General features: G+C 67.4%; 19 protein-coding genes and 1 pseudogene. 11 read left to right on the top strand and 9 right to left on the bottom strand.

Going from position 1 to position 21,861, the window contains the following annotated elements; all coding sequences use genetic code 11:
• The first annotated feature begins 34 nt into the window (after window positions 1-34).
• The 4 genes and pseudogenes from FHR97_RS09155 (at window position 35) to FHR97_RS09140 (ending at window position 3,875) form a co-directional block, all read left to right on the top strand.
• Window positions 35-1,444, top strand: a complete 1,410-nt coding sequence (locus FHR97_RS09155) for an aminotransferase (RefSeq protein ID WP_183383492.1) — start codon at window positions 35-37, stop codon at window positions 1,442-1,444.
• Between the two features lie 41 nt (window positions 1,445-1,485).
• A pseudogene (locus tag FHR97_RS09150) lies at window positions 1,486-1,676 on the top strand (IS1380 family transposase); the annotation flags it as partial.
• Between the two features lie 688 nt (window positions 1,677-2,364).
• On the top strand, window positions 2,365-3,360 hold the full coding sequence (locus FHR97_RS09145; RefSeq protein WP_183383491.1) for a DUF2795 domain-containing protein: 996 nt from the start codon (window positions 2,365-2,367) through the stop codon (window positions 3,358-3,360).
• The gene (locus tag FHR97_RS09140; RefSeq protein ID WP_183383490.1) at window positions 3,360-3,875 is read left to right on the top strand and encodes a DUF2795 domain-containing protein; all 516 of its coding nucleotides are present in this window, start codon (window positions 3,360-3,362) and stop codon (window positions 3,873-3,875) included. The genes FHR97_RS09145 and FHR97_RS09140 overlap by 1 nt, the downstream gene beginning before the upstream one ends.
• A gap of 767 nt (window positions 3,876-4,642) precedes the next feature.
• Here FHR97_RS09140 and FHR97_RS09135 read toward each other — a convergent pair.
• Window positions 4,643-5,518, bottom strand: a complete 876-nt coding sequence (locus FHR97_RS09135; RefSeq protein ID WP_183383489.1) for an AEC family transporter — start codon at window positions 5,516-5,518, stop codon at window positions 4,643-4,645.
• Window positions 5,519-5,572: 54 nt separating this feature from the next.
• Window positions 5,573-5,815 carry a hypothetical protein gene (locus tag FHR97_RS20295; protein WP_246403880.1) on the bottom strand — a complete coding sequence of 81 codons (243 nt, stop codon included), beginning with the start codon at window positions 5,813-5,815 and terminating at the stop codon, window positions 5,573-5,575.
• Between the two features lie 255 nt (window positions 5,816-6,070).
• On the opposite strand from FHR97_RS20295, the gene FHR97_RS09125 reads away from it, so the two are divergent.
• Genes FHR97_RS09125 through proX form a run of 3 tightly spaced genes read left to right on the top strand, consistent with a single transcriptional unit; the run spans window position 6,071 to window position 9,361 of the window.
• Window positions 6,071-7,318 (top strand): betaine/proline/choline family ABC transporter ATP-binding protein, encoded by a 1,248-nt coding sequence (locus FHR97_RS09125; RefSeq protein WP_183383488.1) that lies wholly within the window; start codon window positions 6,071-6,073, stop codon window positions 7,316-7,318.
• A 2-nt stretch (window positions 7,319-7,320) separates the two neighbouring features.
• Window positions 7,321-8,253 carry an ABC transporter permease gene (locus FHR97_RS09120; protein ID WP_221187745.1) on the top strand — a complete coding sequence of 311 codons (933 nt, stop codon included), beginning with the start codon at window positions 7,321-7,323 and terminating at the stop codon, window positions 8,251-8,253.
• Between the two features lie 52 nt (window positions 8,254-8,305).
• Window positions 8,306-9,361: a glycine betaine/L-proline ABC transporter substrate-binding protein ProX gene (gene proX / locus FHR97_RS09115; RefSeq protein ID WP_221187744.1), complete on the top strand. Its 1,056-nt coding sequence runs from the start codon at window positions 8,306-8,308 to the stop codon at window positions 9,359-9,361.
• Between the two features lie 79 nt (window positions 9,362-9,440).
• Here proX and FHR97_RS09110 read toward each other — a convergent pair whose 3' ends face one another.
• Window positions 9,441-10,001: a PRC-barrel domain-containing protein gene (locus FHR97_RS09110; protein ID WP_183383486.1), complete on the bottom strand. Its 561-nt coding sequence runs from the start codon at window positions 9,999-10,001 to the stop codon at window positions 9,441-9,443.
• A 183-nt stretch (window positions 10,002-10,184) separates the two neighbouring features.
• Between FHR97_RS09110 and FHR97_RS09105 the strand changes: the two genes are divergently transcribed.
• Genes FHR97_RS09105 through FHR97_RS09090 form a run of 4 tightly spaced genes read left to right on the top strand, consistent with a single transcriptional unit; the run spans window position 10,185 to window position 14,287 of the window.
• Window positions 10,185-11,165 (top strand): metal ABC transporter solute-binding protein, Zn/Mn family, encoded by a 981-nt coding sequence (locus FHR97_RS09105; RefSeq protein WP_183383485.1) that lies wholly within the window; start codon window positions 10,185-10,187, stop codon window positions 11,163-11,165.
• A gap of 43 nt (window positions 11,166-11,208) precedes the next feature.
• Window positions 11,209-11,991: a metal ABC transporter ATP-binding protein gene (locus tag FHR97_RS09100; RefSeq protein ID WP_183383484.1), complete on the top strand. Its 783-nt coding sequence runs from the start codon at window positions 11,209-11,211 to the stop codon at window positions 11,989-11,991.
• A complete protein-coding gene (locus tag FHR97_RS09095) occupies window positions 11,988-13,136 on the top strand; it encodes a metal ABC transporter permease (protein WP_183383483.1) in 1,149 nt (382 codons plus the stop codon). Before FHR97_RS09100 ends, FHR97_RS09095 begins: the two co-directional genes overlap by 4 nt.
• Window positions 13,136-14,287 carry a metal ABC transporter permease gene (locus FHR97_RS09090; RefSeq protein ID WP_183383482.1) on the top strand — a complete coding sequence of 384 codons (1,152 nt, stop codon included), beginning with the start codon at window positions 13,136-13,138 and terminating at the stop codon, window positions 14,285-14,287. Before FHR97_RS09095 ends, FHR97_RS09090 begins: the two co-directional genes overlap by 1 nt.
• A gap of 98 nt (window positions 14,288-14,385) precedes the next feature.
• On the opposite strand, the gene FHR97_RS09085 is transcribed toward FHR97_RS09090, so the two are convergent.
• The 6 genes from FHR97_RS09085 to FHR97_RS09060 form a co-directional block, all read right to left on the bottom strand.
• On the bottom strand, window positions 14,386-15,297 hold the full coding sequence (locus FHR97_RS09085; RefSeq protein ID WP_183383481.1) for a ferredoxin family protein: 912 nt from the start codon (window positions 15,295-15,297) through the stop codon (window positions 14,386-14,388).
• Window positions 15,294-16,145, bottom strand: coding sequence for an ABC transporter ATP-binding protein (locus FHR97_RS09080; RefSeq protein WP_183383480.1), 852 nt, complete (start codon window positions 16,143-16,145; stop codon window positions 15,294-15,296). The genes FHR97_RS09085 and FHR97_RS09080 overlap by 4 nt, the downstream gene beginning before the upstream one ends.
• Before the next feature lie 187 nt (window positions 16,146-16,332).
• Window positions 16,333-17,382: a FecCD family ABC transporter permease gene (locus tag FHR97_RS09075; RefSeq protein ID WP_183383479.1), complete on the bottom strand. Its 1,050-nt coding sequence runs from the start codon at window positions 17,380-17,382 to the stop codon at window positions 16,333-16,335.
• Between the two features lie 2 nt (window positions 17,383-17,384).
• Window positions 17,385-18,383: a FecCD family ABC transporter permease gene (locus FHR97_RS09070; RefSeq protein WP_183383478.1), complete on the bottom strand. Its 999-nt coding sequence runs from the start codon at window positions 18,381-18,383 to the stop codon at window positions 17,385-17,387.
• Window positions 18,377-19,459 (bottom strand): ABC transporter substrate-binding protein, encoded by a 1,083-nt coding sequence (locus tag FHR97_RS09065; protein WP_183383477.1) that lies wholly within the window; start codon window positions 19,457-19,459, stop codon window positions 18,377-18,379. Before FHR97_RS09065 ends, FHR97_RS09070 begins: the two co-directional genes overlap by 7 nt.
• 12 nt (window positions 19,460-19,471) lie before the next feature.
• Window positions 19,472-21,616 (bottom strand): TonB-dependent receptor, encoded by a 2,145-nt coding sequence (locus tag FHR97_RS09060; protein ID WP_183383476.1) that lies wholly within the window; start codon window positions 21,614-21,616, stop codon window positions 19,472-19,474.
• Between the last annotated feature and the right edge of the window lie 245 nt (window positions 21,617-21,861).

The raw sequence follows: 21,861 nt of genomic DNA, 5'->3' as shown, positions 1-21,861 counted from the left end.
CGCCGCCACCTCCCGACCCCGAAGGAGAATCACGATGACCAGTCAGAACGTGTCCGCCCAGCTCGAGAAACAGGAAATCTGGCATAAGGATCGCGACCACTTCATGCATCCCTGGACCGACTTCTCCACCTTCAAGGAAAGCGGGTCCATGGTCTTCCGCCAGGCCGACGGCGTCTCCCTTCAGGATGCCGACGGCAAGCGCTACCTGGATGGCATCGGTGGGCTCTGGTGCGTCAACATCGGCTATGGCCGCGACGAGATCGCCGAGGCCGTCGCCGCGCAGATCCGCGATATCCCCTACTTCTCGACCTTCGGCCACCACACCACCGCGCCGGCCGCGCGCCTGGCTGCCAAGCTCGCCGACCTGGCGCCGGGGGATCTCAACCATGTCTTCTACGGCTGTGGCGGCTCGGTGGCCAACGACACCGCCGTGCGCATGATCCACTTCTATTTCAACCAGCTCGGCAAGCCGAGCAAGAAGCAGATCATCTCGCGCAAGGACGGCTATCACGGCAGCACCTACATGGCGATGTCGATCACCGGGGTCGAGGTCGACCACATTGGCTTCGACATCGAGCGCCAACTGGTGCACCACATCTCCAGCCCCAACCCCTACCGTCGCCCGGAGGGCCAGAGCCTGGAGGCCTTCTGCGACGAGAAGGTCCAGGAGCTGGAGGACAAGATCCTCGAGCGGGGCCCGGACAATGTCGCGGCCTTCTTCGCCGAGCCGATCCTGGGCGCCGGCGGCGTGATCGTGCCGCCCGAGGGCTACCACAGGAAGACCCTGGCGGTGTGCCGCAAGTACGATGTCCTCTATGTCTCCGACGAGGTGGTCACCGCCTTCGGCCGGCTGGGACACATGTTCGCCTCCGAGGACGAGTTCGGCATCGTCCCGGACATCATCACCTGCGCCAAGGGGCTGACCTCCGGTTACCTGCCGCTGGGGGCGACCATCTTCTCCGATCGCATCTATGAGGTGATCAGCGAGCCCCAGGCCGATGGCGCCATCTTCACCCACGGCTTCACCTACTCCGGCCACCCGGTGAGTTGCGCCGCAGGGCTCAAGAACATCGAGATCATGGAGCGTGAGAACCTCTGCGATCACGTCAAGGACGTGGGCGCCTACTTCGAGGAGCGTCTCCATGAGCTCGAGGACCTGCAGATCGTTGGCGACGTCCGTGGCCGCAAGTTCATGATGTGTCTCGAGAACGTCGCCGACAAGGCGACCAGGGAGCTGATTGCCCCCGACGCCAAGGTCGGCAATCGCATCGCCGACGAGTGCCAGAAGCGCGGCCTGATCGTGCGCCCCTTGGCGCACATGAACATCCTCTCTCCGACGCTGATCCTGAGTCGCGAGCACGTCGACTTCGTGGTGGCCACGCTGCGCGAGAGCATCGAGGCCGCGACCGAGTCGCTCAAGGCCGACGGCTACCTGCCGCGCTGATCCGGCAACGCCCGCCTTGGAGGAGGCGGGTGCTTCCATCTGGCCTGCGCTGCCTGTTGGAGCGTCAAACCCAGCGCGGGTGGAGCCTGATACAGGTGCGCGGGCAGGTGCTCAAGGTCGCGGCCACGCTGACGGTGCACGCCCGGCGGATCACGGTTCATCTCGGCGATGCCGCCGACAAATGTGGCCCACCTTGCTGAAGGGGCTGCCCCGGTTGACGGCCCTGGTCTGATCCCTGGTGTCACCACGATCCACGCAGCAAGCCAGGGGGCCACAACGGAGGCCGACGACCACGGCTGCGCTGACGGCCGATATCAATTCCTGAAAGTTATGAAAAGACCAGGTTGAAGCCGATTCAGATATAGATCAATCAGCTACCAAGCGGCCTGATGACGTTGACGTGGGCCGCTACCGGCAACCACTGGGTCAAAAGGCTCGTTCGTCAGCCTTATGAATGAGGCGGGATAAGCCCAGTTATGGCCAGCTCTTTTGAGGTTCGGCCCGCCCGAACCAGCTCAATGAACTATTGCCGGAACTCGGCAGGATAAGGGGCACGCGCCCGTGATATGGTGGGCTCTTCCTTCTCAAAGGGCCGAGTGTCCACCGAACCGGAGTAACTCCACCAGTATCCGATACGTTTTGTTAACATCGTGGGTAATGAGTACCAGCCGGGAGCATCTTGCTCGCTACCGGAAATTCCGCAAAATCTACAAAATTTAACATTCAGAAACCTCGTGTGACTTGTACTGTTGACATGGGTGGCCATATTGCGTTAACGCAAGTTAATAAACAAATTACCACAAGAAATTAATCAATATACAACATTCGCTTTTCTTCATTTGCATGGTAGAAAATTCTCTGCTACTAAGAAAGAAGGTCTCTCTTCCCCTACATACCCGATCTGGCGCAGGAGGTGCCAAATGACGGATTACGTGGAGAAAGGCGATATCTATTTTTTATACCGGCCCAAGGTCAATGCAGAAAAGATGCAGAGTCTCGATGACGTTCAGCGCCTGCACGTGGTGCTGGCGCCAGATGATCAAAAGACTGCTCGGCTGTTCCTGGTAGGTAAGAAACGACTGCCGGAGATCACCAGAGAGCAGCCTAAATCCACTGCGCGCGAGTGGATGATGAACGCCATGACAGGCAAGCCGAAGGATATCGGCGCGGCACTGGCACCGCTCGAGTACGAGACCAAGACTCGGGGCAAGCAGGAACAGGGCGAGGGCATTCCTGTCGGCGAGGGGCGTTATGCGATTTTCGAGCGCGACAGCAGCTCGCGACTGGCCTACCGCCTCACAAGTCCGAACAAGCCTGGTAAGGCGCAAGAGAAGTTGGGCATCCTTGCCGAGGCGAGCTACGTGATCTCGGTGCGCAACCCTGCGCTTGATGTGCCCGGCTTTCCGCATGCCGAACCGAATTATCCCAAGCGCTTGCAGGACAAGTTCGCCGACAGACGCTGGATTGATATCGATGACAGCAAGCTGCTCGATTACGAGAACGCTCAGCTCCTGATGGTGGGAGCAACTAACGACCTCAGCGAGGAGCGGGTCAACCTCAGCGGCAAGGGGGCACTGTTCAAGACGCTGGGACTGAATCGGCGGCAGTGGCCAACCGAAGCGCTGGAAGGCGGCAATCTCACGGAACCCCGCATGGAGCCCGAAACTCTCGAGCCCGCGCGTGATCGCAGCAAGGGCGGTGAGCGTGGCGGCAAGTCGGCCACCAGCACGTCTTCGGCGGCCGGCATTGCCAAGGCTCTCAAGGGGATCGACTTTCCTTGCCGCAAGGCCGACCTGCTCGAGCAAGCCAAGGCCAACCAAGCTGCGGACGAAATCATCGAGGTGCTGAACGATTTTCCCGGCCGGCAGTTCGAGACGATGGCGGACATTCAGAAAGCGGTTGGGGAGGTGCGCTGATGGCACAGTTCGTTTGTGAAATCTGCGGCGCCACGTTCGAGCAGAAGAGCCGCCATGAGCAGCATATGCTCACGTCCCACCCGGAACAGGCCGTCTCTGCTGCCGATATCGAGAAGGCGCTGGAAGGGGTAGAGTTTCCGAAAGCGCGCAGCGAACTGGTCGATGCCGTGGATGTTGACGAGCGGGAGGTACGCGATATCCTCGAGCGGTTGCCGGAACGGGAGTATCGGGATGCCGCCGAAGTCGCGCGGGCCTTCGGTGAACTGCGTACCCACGAGAACGCCCCCGCGAACCAGCCAAGCAAGACCGGTGGCGAGCGTGCCATGCAGGCGCCATCCGCCGCGCGCTTCGCCAGCCTGTTCGCCGGCATGCGCTTTCCGGCCACCCGCGAAGAACTCAAGCACCATGCCCGCTCGAAAGCCAGCGAAGAGGAGATGCAGGCCTTGGAGAGTTTCGGTGACCACACTTACGATAGTATGGCCGATATCACCAAGGAATTGGCGAGAGTGTCCTGACTCACCTGCTCCGAGCAGGCTGTACTGGTCAAGTTATAGCGAACACTATCGTTAAGCTGCCGCCGCGATTTTCTCGCTTCCTCGACGCTTGGTAGCATCTTTTTGATGTCTAACAACGGAGGTCAGCCATCACGAGCGCCCGACCCGCGAGCGGTCGACTGCATCGACATGTTAGCCCGGCTTATTCATGAGGCAGGCCTGAAAACGAAGATAGTTGGATAGACCGGGCGATTGCTCGACCCGGCCCCCACAGATCCGGACATCTGCAACTAACGCATCCGGCTCTTCAACCACTAGTTTCGCGGAAGGATCAGCACTGTTGCACAATCCTCGCCTTGGGGAACGGCAGCACCTTGAAGAGTTGATACGCTTTCCGCCACACAATATTCGCCTTCTGGGATCGCCGGCTCAGCCATTTGATCCAGCATCTCTCCACCCGATGGCGGAACGTCTGTATGGATCGAATGTTGCCACGAATACCATAGTAGGCAACGTGCCCATGAAGTTTACCACTCAACTTCCTATGCTGGTTTGCAGAGCGACAATCAAGATGAGAGCCGGAATGTCGCAGCCCCTTCGCTGTTACCCTGCCTCGCCAGGTGAGCCAGGCAGGTCCGTCGAGCCATTGTCGCTGGTCGACACGGAGTGACTCGTCTTGAGTGTCGCTGGCTTCTCATCCAGATTGACGCGCTACACACCAAGCCTATTCGGGCAAGCGCGGCCCCTCGTCGCCCTCGACCCACAGGCGTCGCGAGGGGCGCCGCTGGCTACATCAGCAGGATCAGCAGCAGTGGCAGGTAGAGCAGCGACAGCAGGGTGGAGCAGAACACCAGACTCGCCACGTACGCCGGCTCGCGGCGGGCGCGCTGGGCGAACAGGTAGTTGAAGACCGCCACCGGCATGCTCATCTGCAGGACCAGGATGGCATGACCCGTGGGCGGCAGCGCGAGCAGGCTGCCAATGGTCCAGGCCACCCCGGCGGCGAGCGGCAGGCGCAGCAGGCTGAAGCCGAGCCCCGAACGCAGGCTGCGTACCTGGATATTGGCCAGCGAGACCCCCAGGGTGATCAGCATCAGCGGCACCGTGAAGCCGGAGATCAGCTCCACGCTGTTGGCCAGCCAGCGTGGCAGGTCGGTATCGGTGAGCAGCAGGGACAGGGCGATCAGGATGGCATAGACCGTCGGCGTCGTGGCCAGGATCTTCAGTGGGTTGCCGCGCCCGGCCATCAGCGAGCCCAGGGTGAACTGGAACAGCGTCACGGTGACCATCACCGTGATACCGAACACGAAGCCGGCACTGCCGAAGGCGTAGAGCACCACCGGCAGGCCCATGTTGCCGGTGTTGGGATACATCATCGGGGCCAGCAGTACCCGCCAGTCGCGGCGCAGCAGGCGTGCCATCAGGCCGGTGGCCGCCGCCATGCACAGCAGGACCAGGGCCGTGGCCAGCATGGTCCGGCCGAAGCTGCCCGCATCGATCTCGGCCTCGGCCAGCGAGGCCAGCACCAGGGAGGGCGTGCCGATGTTGAAGACCAGCCGGGTGACGAAGGCCACGGGATAGTCGTGGCCGAGGCGGACCCAGCCGAAGCCCAGGCCGGCACCGGCGAGGACCGGGGCCATGACGGCGAAGAGTTCGGCAAGCATCAGGATCTCCCGTGCAGAGGATGAGTGGCGGCGCGGTCCCTGTCCGCCCGGATGTCAGGTCGGCGCCAAGAAGGTGGCCGTGGCGGGCGGCGACTGGGCGGTCCGCGCCCATTCGGCCTGAAGGTGCAGCGCCAGGTCGAGGCGTCCCACCAGCCCGGCGATCATCGCCCGATGACGCGGGCTCAGCGCCTGGCGATCCTCGAGGGCCGCCACCAGGGCGGCGGCCAGCCCGATCAGGGCATAGAGCAGCAATGGCGACAGATAGAGGCCGCCGATGGCGATTTCCCGGAGTCCCATGTCCGCTCCCGACTGGATAATTAGGCCGCTATCTTAACAAGCCCCGGTGTGGTCGGCACGGGCCGGCGTCTTGACGCTCGTCGGGGGGCTTCCTAGATTTTGGTGTACAGAACCCGTGTCGCCAGGGTGACACGGGTTCCGGCCTGCGTCCGGGCGCGCGATGCTCGGTGCTCCTCCTTGCGACCATGTCGGCAGGAAGCCGGCCGCCCGAAGCGGCGTCGAGCCTCCGTTCGCCTTGCGCGCGAAGGGGGTGGCGTGAGCGCTGTTACCACATCGCACCAGAAGGTTCGCGTGGAGCACCTGTACAAGGTCTTCGGCCCGGATCCCGAGGAGACGATCCGCCGGGTGGAGGCCGGCCAGGAGAAGGATCGCATCTATGCCGACACCCACTCCGTGGCCGCCGTCGCCGACGTCTCCTTCACCGTGGAGCAGGGCGAGATCTTCGTGGTCATGGGACTCTCCGGGTCCGGCAAGTCGACCCTGATCCGCTGCATCAACCGTCTCATCGAGCCCACCCGAGGCCGCATCCTGCTGGATGGCGAGGACGTGGTGGCCATGGACGCCGATGCCCTGCGCGAGCTGCGCGCCCACAAGCTCTCCATGGTCTTCCAGCACTTCGCCCTCTTCCCCCACAAGACCGTCGGCGAGAACGTCGAATTCGGCCTCAAGGTGCGCGGGGTGCCGTCCGGCGAACGCCGCGACAAGGCCCATCGGGCCCTGGAACAGGTGGGGCTCGAGGCCTATGCCGACGTGCCGCCGGCCACGCTGAGCGGTGGCATGCAGCAGCGGGTGGGCCTGGCCCGGGGGCTCGCCGTGGATCCCGATATCATGCTGATGGATGAGCCCTTCAGCGCCCTGGACCCGCTGATCCGTCGCGACATGCAGGACGAGCTGCTGGCCCTCCAGGAGCAGCTGCACATGACCATCCTGTTCATCACCCACGATCTCCACGAGGCCCTGCGCATCGGTGACCGCATCGCCATCATGAAGGATGGCCGCTTCGTGCAGACCGGCACGCCCGAGGAGATCGTCGCCGATCCCGCCGACGACTACGTCGCCGCCTTCACCCGGGACGTGGACCGCGGCCGGGTCTTCCGCATGGGGCGGCTGAGCCATGAGGCGCCCACCGTGACCCCGGACGACGACTCGGCGACGGCCCGGCGGCGCTGCGACGAGCACCGGGTGGCGGGCCTTCACGTGGTCGACGCGGACGGCTACCCGCTGGGCATCCTGGTGCGCGCGGACCTGGTGTCGGCCGAGGACGGCGCCCTGCGTGAGTTGATGCGGCCCGACTATCCGGCGGCCCGGGCCGACCAGGAGCTGATCGAGCTCTATGGCGCCTGTGCCCAGGGCCTGCCCATCGCCGTGCTCGACGAGGCCGGGCGCCTGCAGGGCACCGTCGACCCCCTGCGGGTCTTCGCCTTGCTGGCCGGGGATCAGGGCGAGGACGAGACGTCCCGCCGCGCCACGGCCGCCGCGTCCCTGGCGGCGAGGGAGGAATGACCATGGCCGACAGCATCTCCGACTTCTATACCCTGCCCCTGGACGACTGGATCGAGGTCGTCGTCAAGGAGTGGCTGGTGCCGAATTTCCGCCCGGTCTTCCAGGCGCTGCAGTGGCCGATCGATCAGGTGTTGAGCGGCCTCGAGGGTTTCCTGTTGTGGCTCCCCTTTCCGGTGTTCGTGGTGGTGGTGCCGCTGATCGCCTGGCGGGCCGCCGGCACGGGGGTCGCCATCTTCGCGCTGTCGGCGGTGCTGTTCCTCGACCTGCTGGGGATCTGGCGGGAGACCATGGTCACCCTGTCGATGATCATCACCGCGGTGGCCTTCTGCGTGATCGTCGGCGTGCCGCTGGGCATCCTCGCCGCGCGCAGCGACCGCTTCGCCGGGCTGATCCGGCCGGTGCTCGACATCATGCAGACCATCCCGCCCTTCGTCTATCTGGTGCCCATCGTCATGCTGTTCGGCGTGGGCATCGTGCCCGGCGTCATCGCCACCATCATCTTCGCGCTGCCGCCGATCATCCGCCTGACCAACCTGGGCATCCGCCAGGTGCAGGGGGAGCTGGTCGAGGCCGGCCTGGCCTTCGGCGCGACCCGGCGCCAGCTGCTGTTCGAGATCCAGATCCCGCTGGCGCTGCGCACCATCATGGCCGGGCTCAACCAGACGTTGATGCTGTCGCTGTCGATGGTGGTGATCGCCGCGCTGATCGGCGCCGGCGGCCTGGGGCTGACGGTGTTCACCGGGCTGGGCCGGCTGGATATCGGGCGCGCCTCGCTGGGCGGCATCGGCATCGTGCTGCTGGCGATCCTGCTGGACCGCGTCACCCAGGCGCTGGGGGAGGGCGCCCAGGTCACCGCCACGGGCGAGAAGCGGACCTTCAAGGGGCTGTTCAAGGGACTCGGGAAGGGGAGGCAGGGAGGCAACGACTCGTCGTGAACCGGACGCGATGCGGCGCACCGCGCGTGTCCCTCAAGCAGGAGGACGTCTCATGCATCCGATCGTGAGTGCCACAGGTATGCTGAAAGGGGCCGGGCTTGCCCTGTCGCTGGCAGTGCTCCCGGCGCTGGCCGCCGCCCAGGATACCCCCGGGGAGGGCGCGATGGTGACACCGGCCCGGGCCACCTGGGATACCGGCTGGTTTCCCGCCGCGGTCTACAGCCGGCTCCTCGAGGAGCTGGGCTACGACGTGCAGCGCCCGACCACCCTCGACAATCCGCCCTTCTACCAGTCGGTGGCCCAGGGTGACGTCGACTTCTGGGTCAACGGCTGGTTCCCGTTGCACAACACCTACCGCAGCACCTTCGAGCAGGGCGCCGAGCTGATCGGCTATGTCGCCCAGGGGGGCGCCCTGCAGGGCTACCTGGTCGACAAGAAGACCGCCGACGAGCACGGCATCACCAGCCTGGAGGACTTCAAGGATCCCGAGATCAAGGCGCTGTTCGACAGCGACGGCAACGGCAAGGCAGAAATGGTCGCCTGCCCGCCGGGCTGGGGCTGCGAGCTGGTGATTGCCCATCACCTCGAGGCCTATGGCCTCGGCGAGCATGTCGAGCCGATCAAGGCGAGTTACTCCGCCTCCATGGCCGATGCCCTGGGACGCTACCAGGAGGGCGGCTCGATCTTCTTCTACACCTGGACCCCCAACTGGACGGTGGGACTGCTCAAGCCGGGCGAGGACGTGGTCTGGCTCACCGTGGACGAGGCCAACCTGCCGGAGGACCAGAAGGAGTTCGAGGACGCGACCGTGGTCGAGGGCCTCGAGGGCTGCGTGGAGGATCCCTGCAACCTGGGCTGGCCGGCCAACGATATCCGTCCGGTGGTCAACAGCGAGTTCGCCGCGAACAACCCGTCGGCGGCCAAACTCTTCGAGGTGGCACGGATTCCCATCGAGGCGATCTTCGCCCAGAACGCCAGGATGTTCGACGGCGAGGACAGCGAGGAGGACATCCGGCGTCACGCCGACGAGTGGATCATGGGCCACCGCGACGAGGTGGATGCCTGGCTGACCCAGGCCCGGGAGGCCGCGATGGCCGAGGGCGAGTAGGCGCCGGCCGCTCGGCACGCCCCGCCGGGCCGAAATCGGCCCGACAGGGGCGGTCAAGTGGCGTGGCCGAAGGACGGCGTTACTGGGTAGCGTCGTCGGCCGCCTGCTGGGTCTTCTCGCCAGCCGCCTTCAGGGCGTTGCCGATGCGATCCAGAGCCTTCGAGGCGCCTTCCTGGGTGGTGTCCCAGGCACTGGCGGCGCCTTGCTTGGTCTCGCTCCAGGCCCGCTGCATGTTCTGGCGGGCCTCGCTCCACCAGGTGTCGGTGTATTCCGGCTGCTGGGTGATGGCCTGCTCGCTGAGGTCGACGTGGACGCGGTACTCGATGGCCTCGAGACGATCGCCGTTGTGGGTCTCCACGGTGAAGTGGCCGGTCTCGATGACGTATTGCTTCCGGCCCATGTCGAGCAGGTTGCCGGTGTCGATGACCAGGGCGCGCAGGCGCATGTCGTTGTCGAGCAGCACGTCTTCCACCTCGCCGATGTCCACGTCGGGATTGGCCTGGGTGTAGACATCGGCGTCGAGCAGTTCGTCGGCGGAGTAGAGGCCCTGGGTCTCGGCCTGGGCGGTCGCGGTGACGGCCATGCCGCCGGCGATCAAGGCGGCGGTCAGGGTGCGGCTAAGCGGTGTGTCGAGGGTCATCCTGTCTCTCCTTTCATGAAGGTCCATTCATGACGCCTGATGTGGCCAGGCAATCGTTAGTGTCCCCATCGGCGCCCGGGGTTCAGTCGGTCCGGTAACGAAGTGTTAAATGCGGCGCTTTTACTCGGGGCCACGGCGGATGCTATACCTGCCTCGTCAATGCATGGCTTCGGGAGAGACGCGATGAGAGTCCGCCGGACGGCGATGGGGATGCTGGTGCCGCTATGGCTGGCGGCCGGCGGGGCCGGCGCCCAGCCGCCCGCGCCCGTGGAGGCGGTGGTCACCACCGGCATGATCGGCGACGTGGCCGCCCGGGTCGGGGGGGACTGCGTGACGGTCACGGCCATCATGGGGCCGGGGGTCGATCCCCATCTCTACCAGGCCAGTGCCCGGGATGTGGCGACCTTCCAGGAGGCCGAGCTGATCCTCTACTCGGGCTATTCCCTCGAGGGCCAGCTCGGCGAGGTGCTGGGGCGTTTCTCCGAGATCAAGCCGACCCTGGCGGTGGCGCCGTCCTCCATCGAGCCCGCCGACCTGATCACCGTGCAGGACGTCTACGGCATCGACCCCCACCTGTGGATGGACGTCTCGCTGTGGGCCAGGACCCTGCCCACCATCGCCGCGGCGCTCAGCGAGGCGCGACCCGAATGCGAGGCGGCGATCCAGGCCAATGCCGAGCGCTACGGCCGGGAACTCGAGGCGCTGCACGGCTGGATCGGCGAGAGCATCGCCACCATTCCCGAGGATCAGCGCATCCTGGTCACCGCCCACGACGCCTTCAACTACTACGGGCGCGCCTACGGCATCGAGGTCGCCGGCATCCAGGGCATCAGCACCGAGACCGAGACCGGGGTCGCCGACATTCGCGCCATGACCGAGGTGGTGGTGGAGCGTGAGGTGCCGGCGGTGTTCATCGAGAGCACCATCAACCCGCGCACCGTCCAGGCGGTGATCGACGCCGCCCGCCGGCGGGGCCAGGACGTGGAGATCGGCGGCCAGCTCTATTCCGATGCCATGGGCGAGGCCGGCACCGCCGACGGCACCTATATCGGCATGCTCTACACCAATACCCGGCACATCGTCGAGTCCCTCGGCGGCACCCCGGCGCCGCTGCCCGAGGCCCTGGACGACTGGGCCGCGCGCTGGAACATCCCCGCGCCATGATCCACCTCGCGACCTCGATCCGCCGAGCACGGGAAGACACGCCATGACCCAGTCGCTGCATGAACCGGGCCTCGCCCTGCACGTCGAGGACCTGACCGTCAGCTACCAGAGCAAGCCGGTGCTGTGGGACATCGACTTCGACGTGCCGCCCGGCGTCATGGCCGGCATCGTCGGTCCCAACGGCGCCGGCAAGAGTACCCTCATCAAGAGCGTGCTGGGGCTGGTGCCGTCGGTGGCCGGCCATGTGCGGCTGTTGGGGCTGCCCTACAAGGCGCAGCGCCGGCGGGTGGGCTACGTGCCCCAGCGCTCCAGCGTCGACTGGGACTTCCCCACCACTGCCCTGGACGTGGTCACCATGGGGCTCTATGGCCGGCTGGGCTGGCTCAAGCGCCCCGGCCGACGCGAGCGCGACGAGGCCATGGCGGCCCTGGAACAGGTCGGCATGACGGACCTGGCGCGTCGCCAGATCAGCCAGCTCTCCGGCGGCCAGCAGCAGCGGGTGTTCCTGGCCCGGGCGCTGGTCCAGCAAGCCGATGTCTACTTCCTCGACGAGCCCATGGCCGGGGTCGACGCCACCACCGAGCGGGCCATCGTCGATATCCTTCGCCGCCTGCGCGACGACGGCAAGACGCTGATCGTGGTGCACCATGATCTGCAGACGGTGCGCAGCTACTTCGACTGGCTGCTGATCCTCAACGTGCGGGTCATCGCCCAGGGGCCGGTGTCCGAGGTCTACACCGCCGAGAACCTCAAGCGGGCCTACGGCGGCCAGATCGCCCTGCTCGACGAGACCGGCTTCCTGTCCGATCGGGCCTCCGGCTCATGACGGCCTTCCTCGCCCTGCTGCAGGACTACACCATCCAGAACGTGGTGGCCGGGGCGGCCCTGCTGGGGCTGATCAGCGGGGTACTGGGCAGCTTCGCGGTGCTTCGCCAGCAGAGCCTGCTCGGCGATACCATGTCCCACGCCGCCCTGCCGGGCGTCTGCCTGGGCTTCATCATCGCCGGCACCCGCCACATGGGCAGCATCCTGCTCGGGGCGCTGGTCACCGGGGCCCTGGCCGCCCTGGTCATGCTGCTGCTGACCCGCATGAGCCGGCTCAAGACCGATGCCGGCCTGGGCATCGCCCTGAGCGTCTTCTTCGCCCTGGGCGTGGTGCTGCTGACCCATATCCAGGGCATGAACAACGCCGCCCAGGGGGGGCTCGACGCCTTCCTGTTCGGCCAGGCGGCGGCCACCCTGCGTTCGGACGTCTGGATCATGGGCGGCATCACCCTGGCCGCGCTGGCGCTGGTGGCGGCGCTGTGGAAGGAGTTCAAGCTGGTCACCTTCGACCCCGAGTTCGCCGCCTCCCTGGGCATGCCGGTGGTCTGGCTCGAGGTGCTGCTGACGGTGATGATCGCGCTCGCCGTGGTGGTCGGCCTGCAGATGGTGGGGGTGGTGCTGATGGCCGCCATGGTCATCGCCCCGGCGGTGGCGGCGCGCCAGTGGAGCCATCGCCTCGAGGACATGGTGTGGCTCGCCGCGGCCATCGGCGTGGTCGGCGGCGTGTTCGGCGCGCTGCTCAGCGCCCTGTCCCGGGGACTGGCCACCGGCCCGCTGATCATCCTCAGTGTCTCCGTGGCGGTGCTGGTGTCGATCACCCTGGCCCCGGGGCGCGGCCTGGTCTGGGAGGCGATGCGATTGTGGCGGGGGCGGCGCCGGCTGCGCGACCAGCAGGTGCTGACCACCCTCTATCGGCTCGCCGCCCACCACGCCGATCCCGTCTATCGTTCCGAGCAGGGCATGCTCGACACCTATCACGGCCTGGGCACCCGGGCCGCGCTGCGCAAGCTCGAACGCCGCGGCCTGGTGGAGTGGGGCCAGGCGCGCCCCGGCGAGCCCGGCCCCGAACGGCGCTGGGTGCTGACGCCGGCCGGCATCGCCGAGGCCGAGCGCATCCTGGCCTCGCTGAACGGGGAGGGCGCCTGATGCTGGCCGCGCTATTCGACAACGTGCCGCTGATGATCATGCTGGTGGGCGCCCTGGTGGGGATCGCTTCCTCCCTGGTGGGCACCTTCCTGGTGCTGCGCGGCAACAGCATGCTCTCCGATGCCATCGGCCACGCCATCGTCTTCGGCATCGTCATCGTCTGGCTGCTCACCCACCAGCAGAGCGGCCCGGTGCAACTCGTCGGTGCCGCCCTCACGGGGCTGCTCACCGTGGTGCTCACCGAACTGCTGGTGCGGACCCGCCGGGTCAAGCAGGACGCCGCCATCGGCCTGGTCTTCCCGGTGCTGTTCTCCATCGGCGTGCTGCTGCTCAACCTCTACGCCCGGGACGTGCACATCGACACTCACACGGTGCTGCTCGGCGAGATCGGCTTCGTGTGGCTGGACACCGTCACCCTCGGTGATGTCCGAGTGCCCCAGGCGCTGCTGTCCATGGGCGCCATGACGCTGCTCAACGCCGCCTTCGTCGGCCTCTTCTACAAGGAGCTCAAGCTCGCCACCTTCGACGAGACCCTGGCCCGGGCCCTGGGACTGGCGCCCGGGGTGCTCTTCTACGGCCTGCTGCTGCTGACCAGCGGCACCGCGGTGGCGGCCTTCGATGCCGTGGGGGCGGTGCTCTTCGTGGCCTTCGTCATCGTGCCGCCGGCCACCGCCTACCTGCTCACCGACCGGCTATGGCTGATGTTCGGCTACGGCACCCTGGTATCCATCGCCGCCAGCGTCAGCGGCTATTACCTTGCGGTGGCCTGGAACGTCTCCATCGGCGGCATGATGGCGGTGATGACCGGCGTCCTGCTGATGCTGGCCTTCCTCGCCGGGCCCCACTACGGGCTCGTCGCCCAGTGGCTGCGCCGCCGCGGCCAACGCCGGCTCAACGAGATCCGCACCCTGGCCGTGCACCTCTACAACCACGAGGGCAGCCCCGAACAGCACGAGGAGAACGTCACCCGGGCGCTGCGCGAGCACCTGCTGTGGGACGACGCCAGGGCTCGCCGGGTGGTGGAGCGCAGCTGCGAGCGGCACCTGATCGTACGCGCCGGCGAGGCCCTGACCCTGACCTCGGCCGGCCGCGAGCTGGCCCGGGAAATCCTCGAGCCGGGTCGGCAGGGCGCGCGCGCGGGAGGGCGTTAGCGGCCGGGGTCGGCCTGACCAAGGTCGGCACCGGGCAATGGCAGAGGCCGATCGGATACGCCCGCGAAGCGGGCGTGTTGGGCGGACCGATATGCCGCCTATGTCGGCAGGGGCTCGACCCCGGTGGCGCGCCACACCTCGCTCGGCGTGGCGCCATCGCCTTCCAGATCGGCGCAGGTATCGAGGCGCACCACCGTGTCGGTGCGGCAGGTCACGGCGAGTCGGCCTCCCCGGGCGCCGTCCCGCCAGTCGAACACCAGGCGCCGGGCGTCGGCATCGCCGGCGTCGTCCGCCAGCTGCGGGGTGGCCGAGTGCCCCCGAGCGTCGAGCCACTCCAGCGCGGCCAGCTGGGCGCACTGCTGCACCGGCGTGAGCCGGGCATCCCCCCGGTAGCAGGGCAGGTAGGGGCGGCCGCCGGCCTCGGCCTCGAGCAGGGGCCGCACGTCCCGCTCGCCGATGCGCCCATACTTGCGCAGGGCCGGGAACAGCATGGCGCTGGCCGCCAACCGGCAGCCGCCCAGGTGGCTGCTCTCCCACACCTCGAAGGGCAGGTCGCGATCCGCCACCGTCGCGGCCAGGGCCTTGTAGGTGGCGAAGCCGAACTTGGCGCAGCACTTGTCCTTCTTGCCGTGGGTGCAGCACAGCAGCAGCGCGCCCGCGGGCGGGTCGGTTTCCCAGGGGGTGAGCGAGTCGCCGCGTTCGAAGGCCGTCAGGAAGTCGGGCAATGCCTCGCGCTCGACCTCGAAGCCGCGGTTCTCGGGCATCAGATAGACGCGGTGGCGGTGGCTGGGCCGGTCTCGACGGTGGATCAGGTTGACTCGGCGACCCGCGGCGGCCAGGGCATCGAGCCGTTCGGAGACGGCCTCGGGCATGTCGCTGGCGTGGCGCAGGTTGCGGCGCCACTTGGCCCGCGGCCAGGCGAGCAGCAGGTTGCGTTCGGCGTGGGTGGCGGTGCCTGCCAGCGGGTCGCCGACGGCGGGGCTCTCGACGGCGCAGAAGCGTTGCTTCATATCGCCACCCGGGCGTCGTGTGCAGGGGCCGTGGCCGAGGGGCCTCGCCCCGACCTGGCGGGCACGCACACCAGGGCCTGGCCGTGGGGGTCGCGGATGACGTGGGCGTCGAGGTCGAAGACCCGCTTCAGGTTGTCGGCGGTGAACACCGCCTCCGGCGTGCCACTGGTGACGATGCGCCCGTCGCGCATCATCACCAGTCGATCCGCGTAGGCCGCCGCCAGGTTCAGGTCATGCAGCACCAGCAGCAGGGTGCGGCCGTGCTCGTGGGCCAGGCGGGACAGCAGGTCCAGCAGGTCCACCTGCACCTTGAGATCGAGGAAGGTGGTGGGCTCGTCGAGCAGGATCAGGTCGGTCTCCTGGGCCAGCACCATGGCGATCCAGCAACGCTGCCGCTGGCCGCCGGAGAGCGCGTCGACATCGCGGTCGGCAAGGTCCGTGACATCGGCATAGGCCATCGCCTCGCGGATGGCGCGGGCATCCTGCGCGGCATCCTGTCGCCACAACCGCTGGTGGGGGAAGCGTCCCATGCCGACCAGTTGCCTGACCGTCAGTCCCTCCGGGGCGGAAGGGCCCTGCGGCAGGATGCCCAGGCGGCGTGCCACCTCTCGCGTGTTGCGGCGGTGGATATCCTGGCCATCGAGACAGACTCGCCCGGCACTGGGCGTCAGGGTTCGCGCCAGCGTCTTCAGCAGTGTCGACTTCCCGCTCCCGTTGGGGCCGAGCAGCACCGTCAGCTTGCCCTCGGCCACCGCCAGATCGACGCCATCCAGGACGCGTCGGGCATCGTACCCGGCGCACAGGGCTTCGCCCGTCAGTCGAGGCGGCGTGGCAGGTATCGAGGGCATGGGAGGGGCTCGCCGGTGTGGTTCCTGAGTCGGAGCACGGTAAGGCAAAACATTCTCATTTGCAATGTCTGGCAGTGCGTCAGGGCTATCGCCGTTGGGCATGACGAGGGGCGCCGGGGACAGATCGAAGAGGGGGTCTTTTGCCATGGACGGGTCCACAGCGCCCCCTCGTAGATCTGCCGACGGATCAGCCCCGAGTGACAACGCGGGTTCGATACAGCAGATAGACGAAGAAGGGCGCGCCCACTCCCGAGACGAAGATGCCGGCGGGCAGGTCCTTGGGCAGGAACGCCACCCGCCCCAGCAGGTCGGCGTAGAGCACGATCAGGGCCCCGATCAGGGCGGCGGCGGGCATCAGCCGGGCGAAGCCCCGTCCCACCAGGCGGGCGGCGATATGGGGCGCGATCAGGCCCACGAAGCTGAGCCCGCCGGCGAAGGCCACGGCCGCGCCCGCCAGCGCCACGCTGCAGGCCATCAGCACCAGCCGGCTGCGCAACACGTTCACGCCCAGCCCCTGGGCCACATGATCCCCCAGCGCCATGGCATCCATGTGCCGTGCCTGGGTCAGGCACAAGGGGATGGCGGCCAGCAGCCAGGGCAGCATGCCGAGCACGTCCTGCCACTGGGCGGCGTAGAGGCTGCCGGTCAGCCACACATAGGCGACCATGGCGGCGGCATCGTCGCTGATCACGATCAGCAGGGTGGTCACGGCCCCCATCGCGGCGGAGAGCCCGATGCCGACCAGCACCAGGCGCGAGGGCGTGATGCCACGCTGCCAGGCCAGCAGGAACACCAGCAGGGTGGACAGCAGCGCGCCGAGCAGCGCGGAGACCGGCAGCCAATGGATGCTCAGGCCGGTGCCGAACAGCGCCAGGAAGGCCACGGCGGCCAGGGCGGCGCCGCTGGTGATGCCGATCACGTCCGGCGAGGCCAGCGGGTTGCGCACGATGCCCTGCAGGATGGCCCCGGCGACGGCCAGGGCCGCCCCCACCAGCACGGCCAGCACGATGCGCGGCAGGCGCAGCTCCCGGACGATGAAGGCGATGTCGCTGTCCTGGGGCGTGGCCAGCGCGTGCAGCACCTCGCCGAACGGGGTGGGGAAACTGCCGAGGGTCAGCGACAGGCCCATGCTGGCCAGGAGTACCAGCCCGAGCAGGGCGGCGAGGCCCAGGTCGCGAGCCCGGCGGCTCTCGACGGCGCCGTCGCCCGGGGGATTCAGGGAAGCGGAGTGGGTCATGGTCAGGCCGGTTTCCTGCGCGCCAGATAGATGAAGAAGGGCGTGCCGATCAGGGCGGTCATCACCCCCACCGGGACATCCTGAGGGGGCATCAGGAAGCGCGAGGCCACATCGGCCAGCAATAGCAGGCTCGCGCCCAACAGGGCGCAGGCCGGCAGCAGCCAGCGGTGGTCGACGCCGAAGAGCCCCCTCGCCATGTGCGGCACGATGAGGCCGACGAAACCGATCATGCCGGCCAGCGCGACCGAGCTGCCGGCGAGCAGGATCACCGCCAGGCCGAGCAACAGCTTGATGGTGCCGGCGCGCATGCCCAGGCCCTCGGCCATGTCATCGCCCAGCATCAGGGCATTGGCGTGCCGGACGAGCAGCACGCACAGCAGCAGGGCGACGCCGAACAGCGGCAGCAGCGGCACCACCAGCGACAGCTCGCGTCCGGACACGGAGCCGGCCAGCCAGTACAGCACGCTCTCGAAGCTCTGGCGGTCGATGATCAGCAGGCCCTGACTGAACGAGACGAACATGGCGGTGACGGCCACGCCCGCCAGCACGACCCGCAGCGGCGACAGCTCCCCCTGGCGACCGCGACTCAGCACCACCACCAGGCAGGCCGCGACCAGGGCGCCCAGCAGCGCCGCCCAGACGTACTCGGCGGGGGAGTGGACGGGCAGCAGCGAGACCGCGATCACCACGAAGAACATGGCCCCGGCGTTGATCCCCAGGATGCCCGGCGAGGCGAGGGGGTTACGGGTCAGGGTCTGCATCAGGGCGCCGGCGATGGCCAGGCTGGCGCCGACCAGGGCGGCGATGACCGCCCGCGGCAGGCGCTCCGTGCGAATGATGATATGCGCGACCCGGGCGGGGTCGTAGTGCAGCAGCGCCTGGGTGAAGGTCGGCGGGGCGATCTCCGTGGTGCCCAGCATGACGCTCGTCGCGAAGGCCGTCGCGACCAGCGCCATGCCCAGCAGCAGCCCCGCGACCCGTGACACACGGCCATTCAGCATGCGGCGGGCTCCTCGTCATGGCCTCGGGCAACCGCGGACGTCTCCCCGGCGCAGGCATCGGCAGGCGCCGCGTCGGGTACTGCCGCCCCGGCCGGCATCGCCGGCCGAGGCGTCGCGTGCCCGCGGTGGGGATCCAGCCCGTAATGGCGGTAGAGGTCGTCCAGCATGGCATTGGCGGCCAGGAGGCCGCCGCCCATGATCCAGTTCACCGCATCCACCTCGAAGACGCGCGCGTCCTGCACGGCGTCCAGTCGCCGCCAGAGGGGATGGGCTGTCCAGTGCCGATAGTTCTGCGCGATGGCGGGATCGTCCGGCTCCAGCAGCACGAAGATCACGTCGGCATTCATGACCGGGATGTTCTCCTCGCTGGTCAGCTTCATGCCCCAGCCCTGGTCATGCACGGCATCCGGCTGTTCGAAGCCCAGCTCATCCAGGATGGAGCCGGCGAAGCCCGTGGAGTAGATCCGCACATGGTCGCTCTTGAAGCGGATCACGGCGGCCTTCTGCGGCCAGCCGTCGCCCAGTTCGTCGGTGATTTTCCGGCGAAAGTCCGCCACGCGCTCGTCCCAGTCCCGCAACAGCTCCCGGGCGCGGGCCTCCCGGCCCGTGGCCTCGGCCAGCAGCGCCAGGCTGGCCTTGAAGTCGAAGACGGTGCCGGTGGCGACCGTCGGCGCGATCTTCTCCAGCAGCGGCCTGACCCGCTCGTGGCGAAAACGCGTGGCCACGATCAGGTCGGGATCCAGCCAGGCCACCTTCTCCAGGTTGGGCTGGGTCTCCAGGCCGACGTGCTCCACGCCGGCCAGCGCGTCACGCAGGTAGCGATACATGGGCTTCTCCAGCCAGGAGTCGACGATACCGACCGGCGTGATGCCCAGCGCCACCGCGCTGTCCGTCGCGCCCTGGTAGAGGGTCACGACGCGCTGCGGGGTGGCGGGGAGGCGCGTGTCGCCGAATGCATTGGCGACGCTGCGCCTGCCTTGGGTGTCGCCGGCGGCGAGGGCGGCGGATTCCCAGGGGATGAGGGCCACCAGCAGCACCGTCAGCCAGCGGCGTCGGGTCCGTGTGCAACTCTTCACTCCGGCCTCGCCTCAGAAGTCGAGCTGGTAGCCCAGGGTGAGGGTGCGGCCGCGGCCCTTGAAGTAGTAGTCGTCGCTGACGCGAGCCGCCTGGGAGTAGTAGGTGAAGTAGTCCTCGTCGGTGAGGTTCTCGATGCCCAGGCTGGCGCGCCCCACCGGCAGGTGGTAGGTCAGGGAGGCGTCGGCCAGGCCGTAGCCCTCGAACTCGAGCTCGGGGTCGTCGACGCTGCGGTCGAAGTAGTAGCGGTACTGCAGGTGCGAGGAGAGTGTCTCGTTCCAGGCGGCGCTCCAGCCCAGCTTCAACGTGTCCGGGGCGATGTTGATGCCGGTCAACTCGGTGTCCAATGTGCCGTCGCCGTCGGTGTCAGACTCGCCTTCGGCATGGGTATAGGACAGCCGCAGGCGATGGGCATCGCTCGGGCGAGCCTCGCCGGTGATCTCGAAGCCCTGGATCTCGGTCTTCTCGCGGTTGCCGACCCAGGTGCCGTTCTCCTCGGTGAGGCGCTCGCCGAAATCGGCGTTCGACTCGTAGTAGCTCAACTCGAGGCCATAACGGTCCCAGTCGAAGCGTGTACCGATCTCGCGATTGTCGGTGACGATGGGCTGCAGCGTCAGCAGGGTGTCGACATCCTGGCCGGGGGCGTCGATGCCGCGCAGCACCCGGCCCACGTCGGGCATGCCGAAGCCCTCGGAGTAGTTGGCATAGAGCTGGGCCCAGTCGGTCGCCTGGTAGACCAGGCCGGCGTTGAACAGCGTCTCGTCGAAGTCGGGGTTGCCGCCGTCGACGCTGACGTTGTCCTGGGTGACGTTACTGCGGTCGATGGTCGAGAAGTCGTCGACGTCGAGCTCGGCCTGCTCGTGGCGTACCCCGGCGTGCAGGCTCAGCGCCTCGGTCAGGTCATAGTCACCCTGCAGGAAGACCGCGTAGTTGCGAAACTGGCTTTCCGGCACATAGGTGCGCTCGGTGTGCACCAGCATCTGGCGGGTCTCGTCCTGGAGCAGGTCGAGGCCGGTCGTCAGGGTCAGGCGATCGTCCAGCAGGCCGTCCCGGGACAGGGTGAACTTGGCGCCGACCTTGTCGGATTCGTTGCGGGTCTGGTCGAAGCGGGTCTCGCCGTTGGCCTGGAAGGGGAAGTAGGGCGTGGTGGCGAACCGGGCGCGGAAGCGCTGAGTGTAGAGCTGGGCGTCCAGGCTGTTGCCCAGCCAGTCGGCATGGGAATACGACAGCCGCGCCGTGGTGACATCGTTGTAGCCGGGATCGCCATCCGGGTCGCCCCTGCGTGCGGTGGTCGCGATACCGGCGTCACGATCGCCGGGGACCGGCACGTAGTCGCCTTCCCCCTCCAGCTCGAAGCGATTGATCGCCACCTCGAGGTTCTGATCGTCGTCGAACCAGTAGCCCGCCTTGGCCAGCAGGTCGTAGCTGGTGGAGTTCTGGAGCTCGCCGGGGTAGGCGATGCCCACGCGCTGATCGTTGCCGTCGTAGAAGACGCCGCGTTCCTGGCGGCTGGCGGCCACCAGGTAGTCCCAGTCGCCGTCCTGGCCGCTGAGGCGATAGTCCAGCTTGTGGCCGAAGCCATCCGACTCGAAGTCGTCGTCGCTGGTCAGGCTGACGCCGGCATGCTGGCGGACCCCGGCGCCGTCGGGCCGCTTGGTCACGTAGTTGATGATGCCGCCGGTGGCCCCCAGGCCGTGCTCGGCGCTGGCACCGTGGATGACCTCGATGCGCTCGACCATGGAGAGGTCGATGGTATAGCTGTCGCGGGCGCTGTCCCGCAGCGGATTGCTCTGGGGCACGCCATCGACCAGGAACAGCGGCGAGCGACCGCGGAAGGTCTCGCCGGCGTTGGAGAGCTTCTGGCGGCTGGGCGAGTAGGAGGGGATCAGGTTGCTGAGCACCTGGCCCGGGTCCTGGGTGATGGCCAGCTGTTGCTCGATCTGCTCGCGGGTGATGATGGTGACCTTCTGCGGGGTCTCGCCGGCGAGGCCCTTGTTGCGGGTCGCGGTGACGACGATGGGGTTCAGCTCATCGCCTCCGGAGGTGGCGCGCTCGGATTCGGTGTTCGCGTCGGTCTGGGCGAGGGCCGTGGCGGGCAGGGCGGAGCACAGCATGAGGGGAAGCAGCCGCGCATGACGGGGCTGTCTGGTGATGGGCATAAGCGACGGAGGTTCCTTGTCTGATCCTGGGTGAACGGCATCGGCTTGGGGGATGGTTGTTATGGCCAATGCCTGCGTGGCTTGGTGGGTGTTTATGCGCATCTGAATGATAATGCGTTGCATTAACAAGTGCAACGAGGCGCCTTGCCACCGTTGGCCCCGCGGGAGGCTTCGAGCGATCAGGAAATGCCGCCATGACGCGGCGCGACGAGCCATGCGTCGCCAGCGGCGACCAGTGGCGCTGG

This window comes from Halomonas stenophila (genome assembly GCF_014192275.1).
GTDB lineage: Bacteria > Pseudomonadota > Gammaproteobacteria > Pseudomonadales > Halomonadaceae > Halomonas > Halomonas stenophila.
This window is presented reverse-complemented; position numbering and strand designations above follow the sequence as displayed.

Excerpts from the sequence above, each read along its gene's own strand:
- FHR97_RS09155 (WP_183383492.1), top strand. The coding sequence starts at position 35 with ATGACCAGTCAGAACGTGTCCGCCCAGCTCGAGAAACAGGAAATCTGG.
- FHR97_RS09145 (WP_183383491.1), top strand. The coding sequence starts at position 2,365 with ATGACGGATTACGTGGAGAAAGGCGATATCTATTTTTTATACCGGCCC.
- FHR97_RS09140 (WP_183383490.1), top strand. The coding sequence starts at position 3,360 with ATGGCACAGTTCGTTTGTGAAATCTGCGGCGCCACGTTCGAGCAGAAG.
- FHR97_RS09135 (WP_183383489.1), bottom strand. The coding sequence starts at position 5,518 with ATGCTTGCCGAACTCTTCGCCGTCATGGCCCCGGTCCTCGCCGGTGCC.
- FHR97_RS20295 (WP_246403880.1), bottom strand. The coding sequence starts at position 5,815 with ATGGGACTCCGGGAAATCGCCATCGGCGGCCTCTATCTGTCGCCATTG.
- FHR97_RS09120 (WP_221187745.1), top strand. The coding sequence starts at position 7,321 with ATGGCCGACAGCATCTCCGACTTCTATACCCTGCCCCTGGACGACTGG.
- proX (WP_221187744.1), top strand. The coding sequence starts at position 8,306 with ATGCATCCGATCGTGAGTGCCACAGGTATGCTGAAAGGGGCCGGGCTT.
- FHR97_RS09110 (WP_183383486.1), bottom strand. The coding sequence starts at position 10,001 with ATGACCCTCGACACACCGCTTAGCCGCACCCTGACCGCCGCCTTGATC.
- FHR97_RS09105 (WP_183383485.1), top strand. The coding sequence starts at position 10,185 with ATGAGAGTCCGCCGGACGGCGATGGGGATGCTGGTGCCGCTATGGCTG.
- FHR97_RS09100 (WP_183383484.1), top strand. The coding sequence starts at position 11,209 with ATGACCCAGTCGCTGCATGAACCGGGCCTCGCCCTGCACGTCGAGGAC.
- FHR97_RS09095 (WP_183383483.1), top strand. The coding sequence starts at position 11,988 with ATGACGGCCTTCCTCGCCCTGCTGCAGGACTACACCATCCAGAACGTG.
- FHR97_RS09090 (WP_183383482.1), top strand. The coding sequence starts at position 13,136 with ATGCTGGCCGCGCTATTCGACAACGTGCCGCTGATGATCATGCTGGTG.
- FHR97_RS09085 (WP_183383481.1), bottom strand. The coding sequence starts at position 15,297 with ATGAAGCAACGCTTCTGCGCCGTCGAGAGCCCCGCCGTCGGCGACCCG.
- FHR97_RS09080 (WP_183383480.1), bottom strand. The coding sequence starts at position 16,145 with ATGCCCTCGATACCTGCCACGCCGCCTCGACTGACGGGCGAAGCCCTG.
- FHR97_RS09075 (WP_183383479.1), bottom strand. The coding sequence starts at position 17,382 with ATGACCCACTCCGCTTCCCTGAATCCCCCGGGCGACGGCGCCGTCGAG.
- FHR97_RS09070 (WP_183383478.1), bottom strand. The coding sequence starts at position 18,383 with ATGCTGAATGGCCGTGTGTCACGGGTCGCGGGGCTGCTGCTGGGCATG.
- FHR97_RS09060 (WP_183383476.1), bottom strand. The coding sequence starts at position 21,616 with ATGCCCATCACCAGACAGCCCCGTCATGCGCGGCTGCTTCCCCTCATG.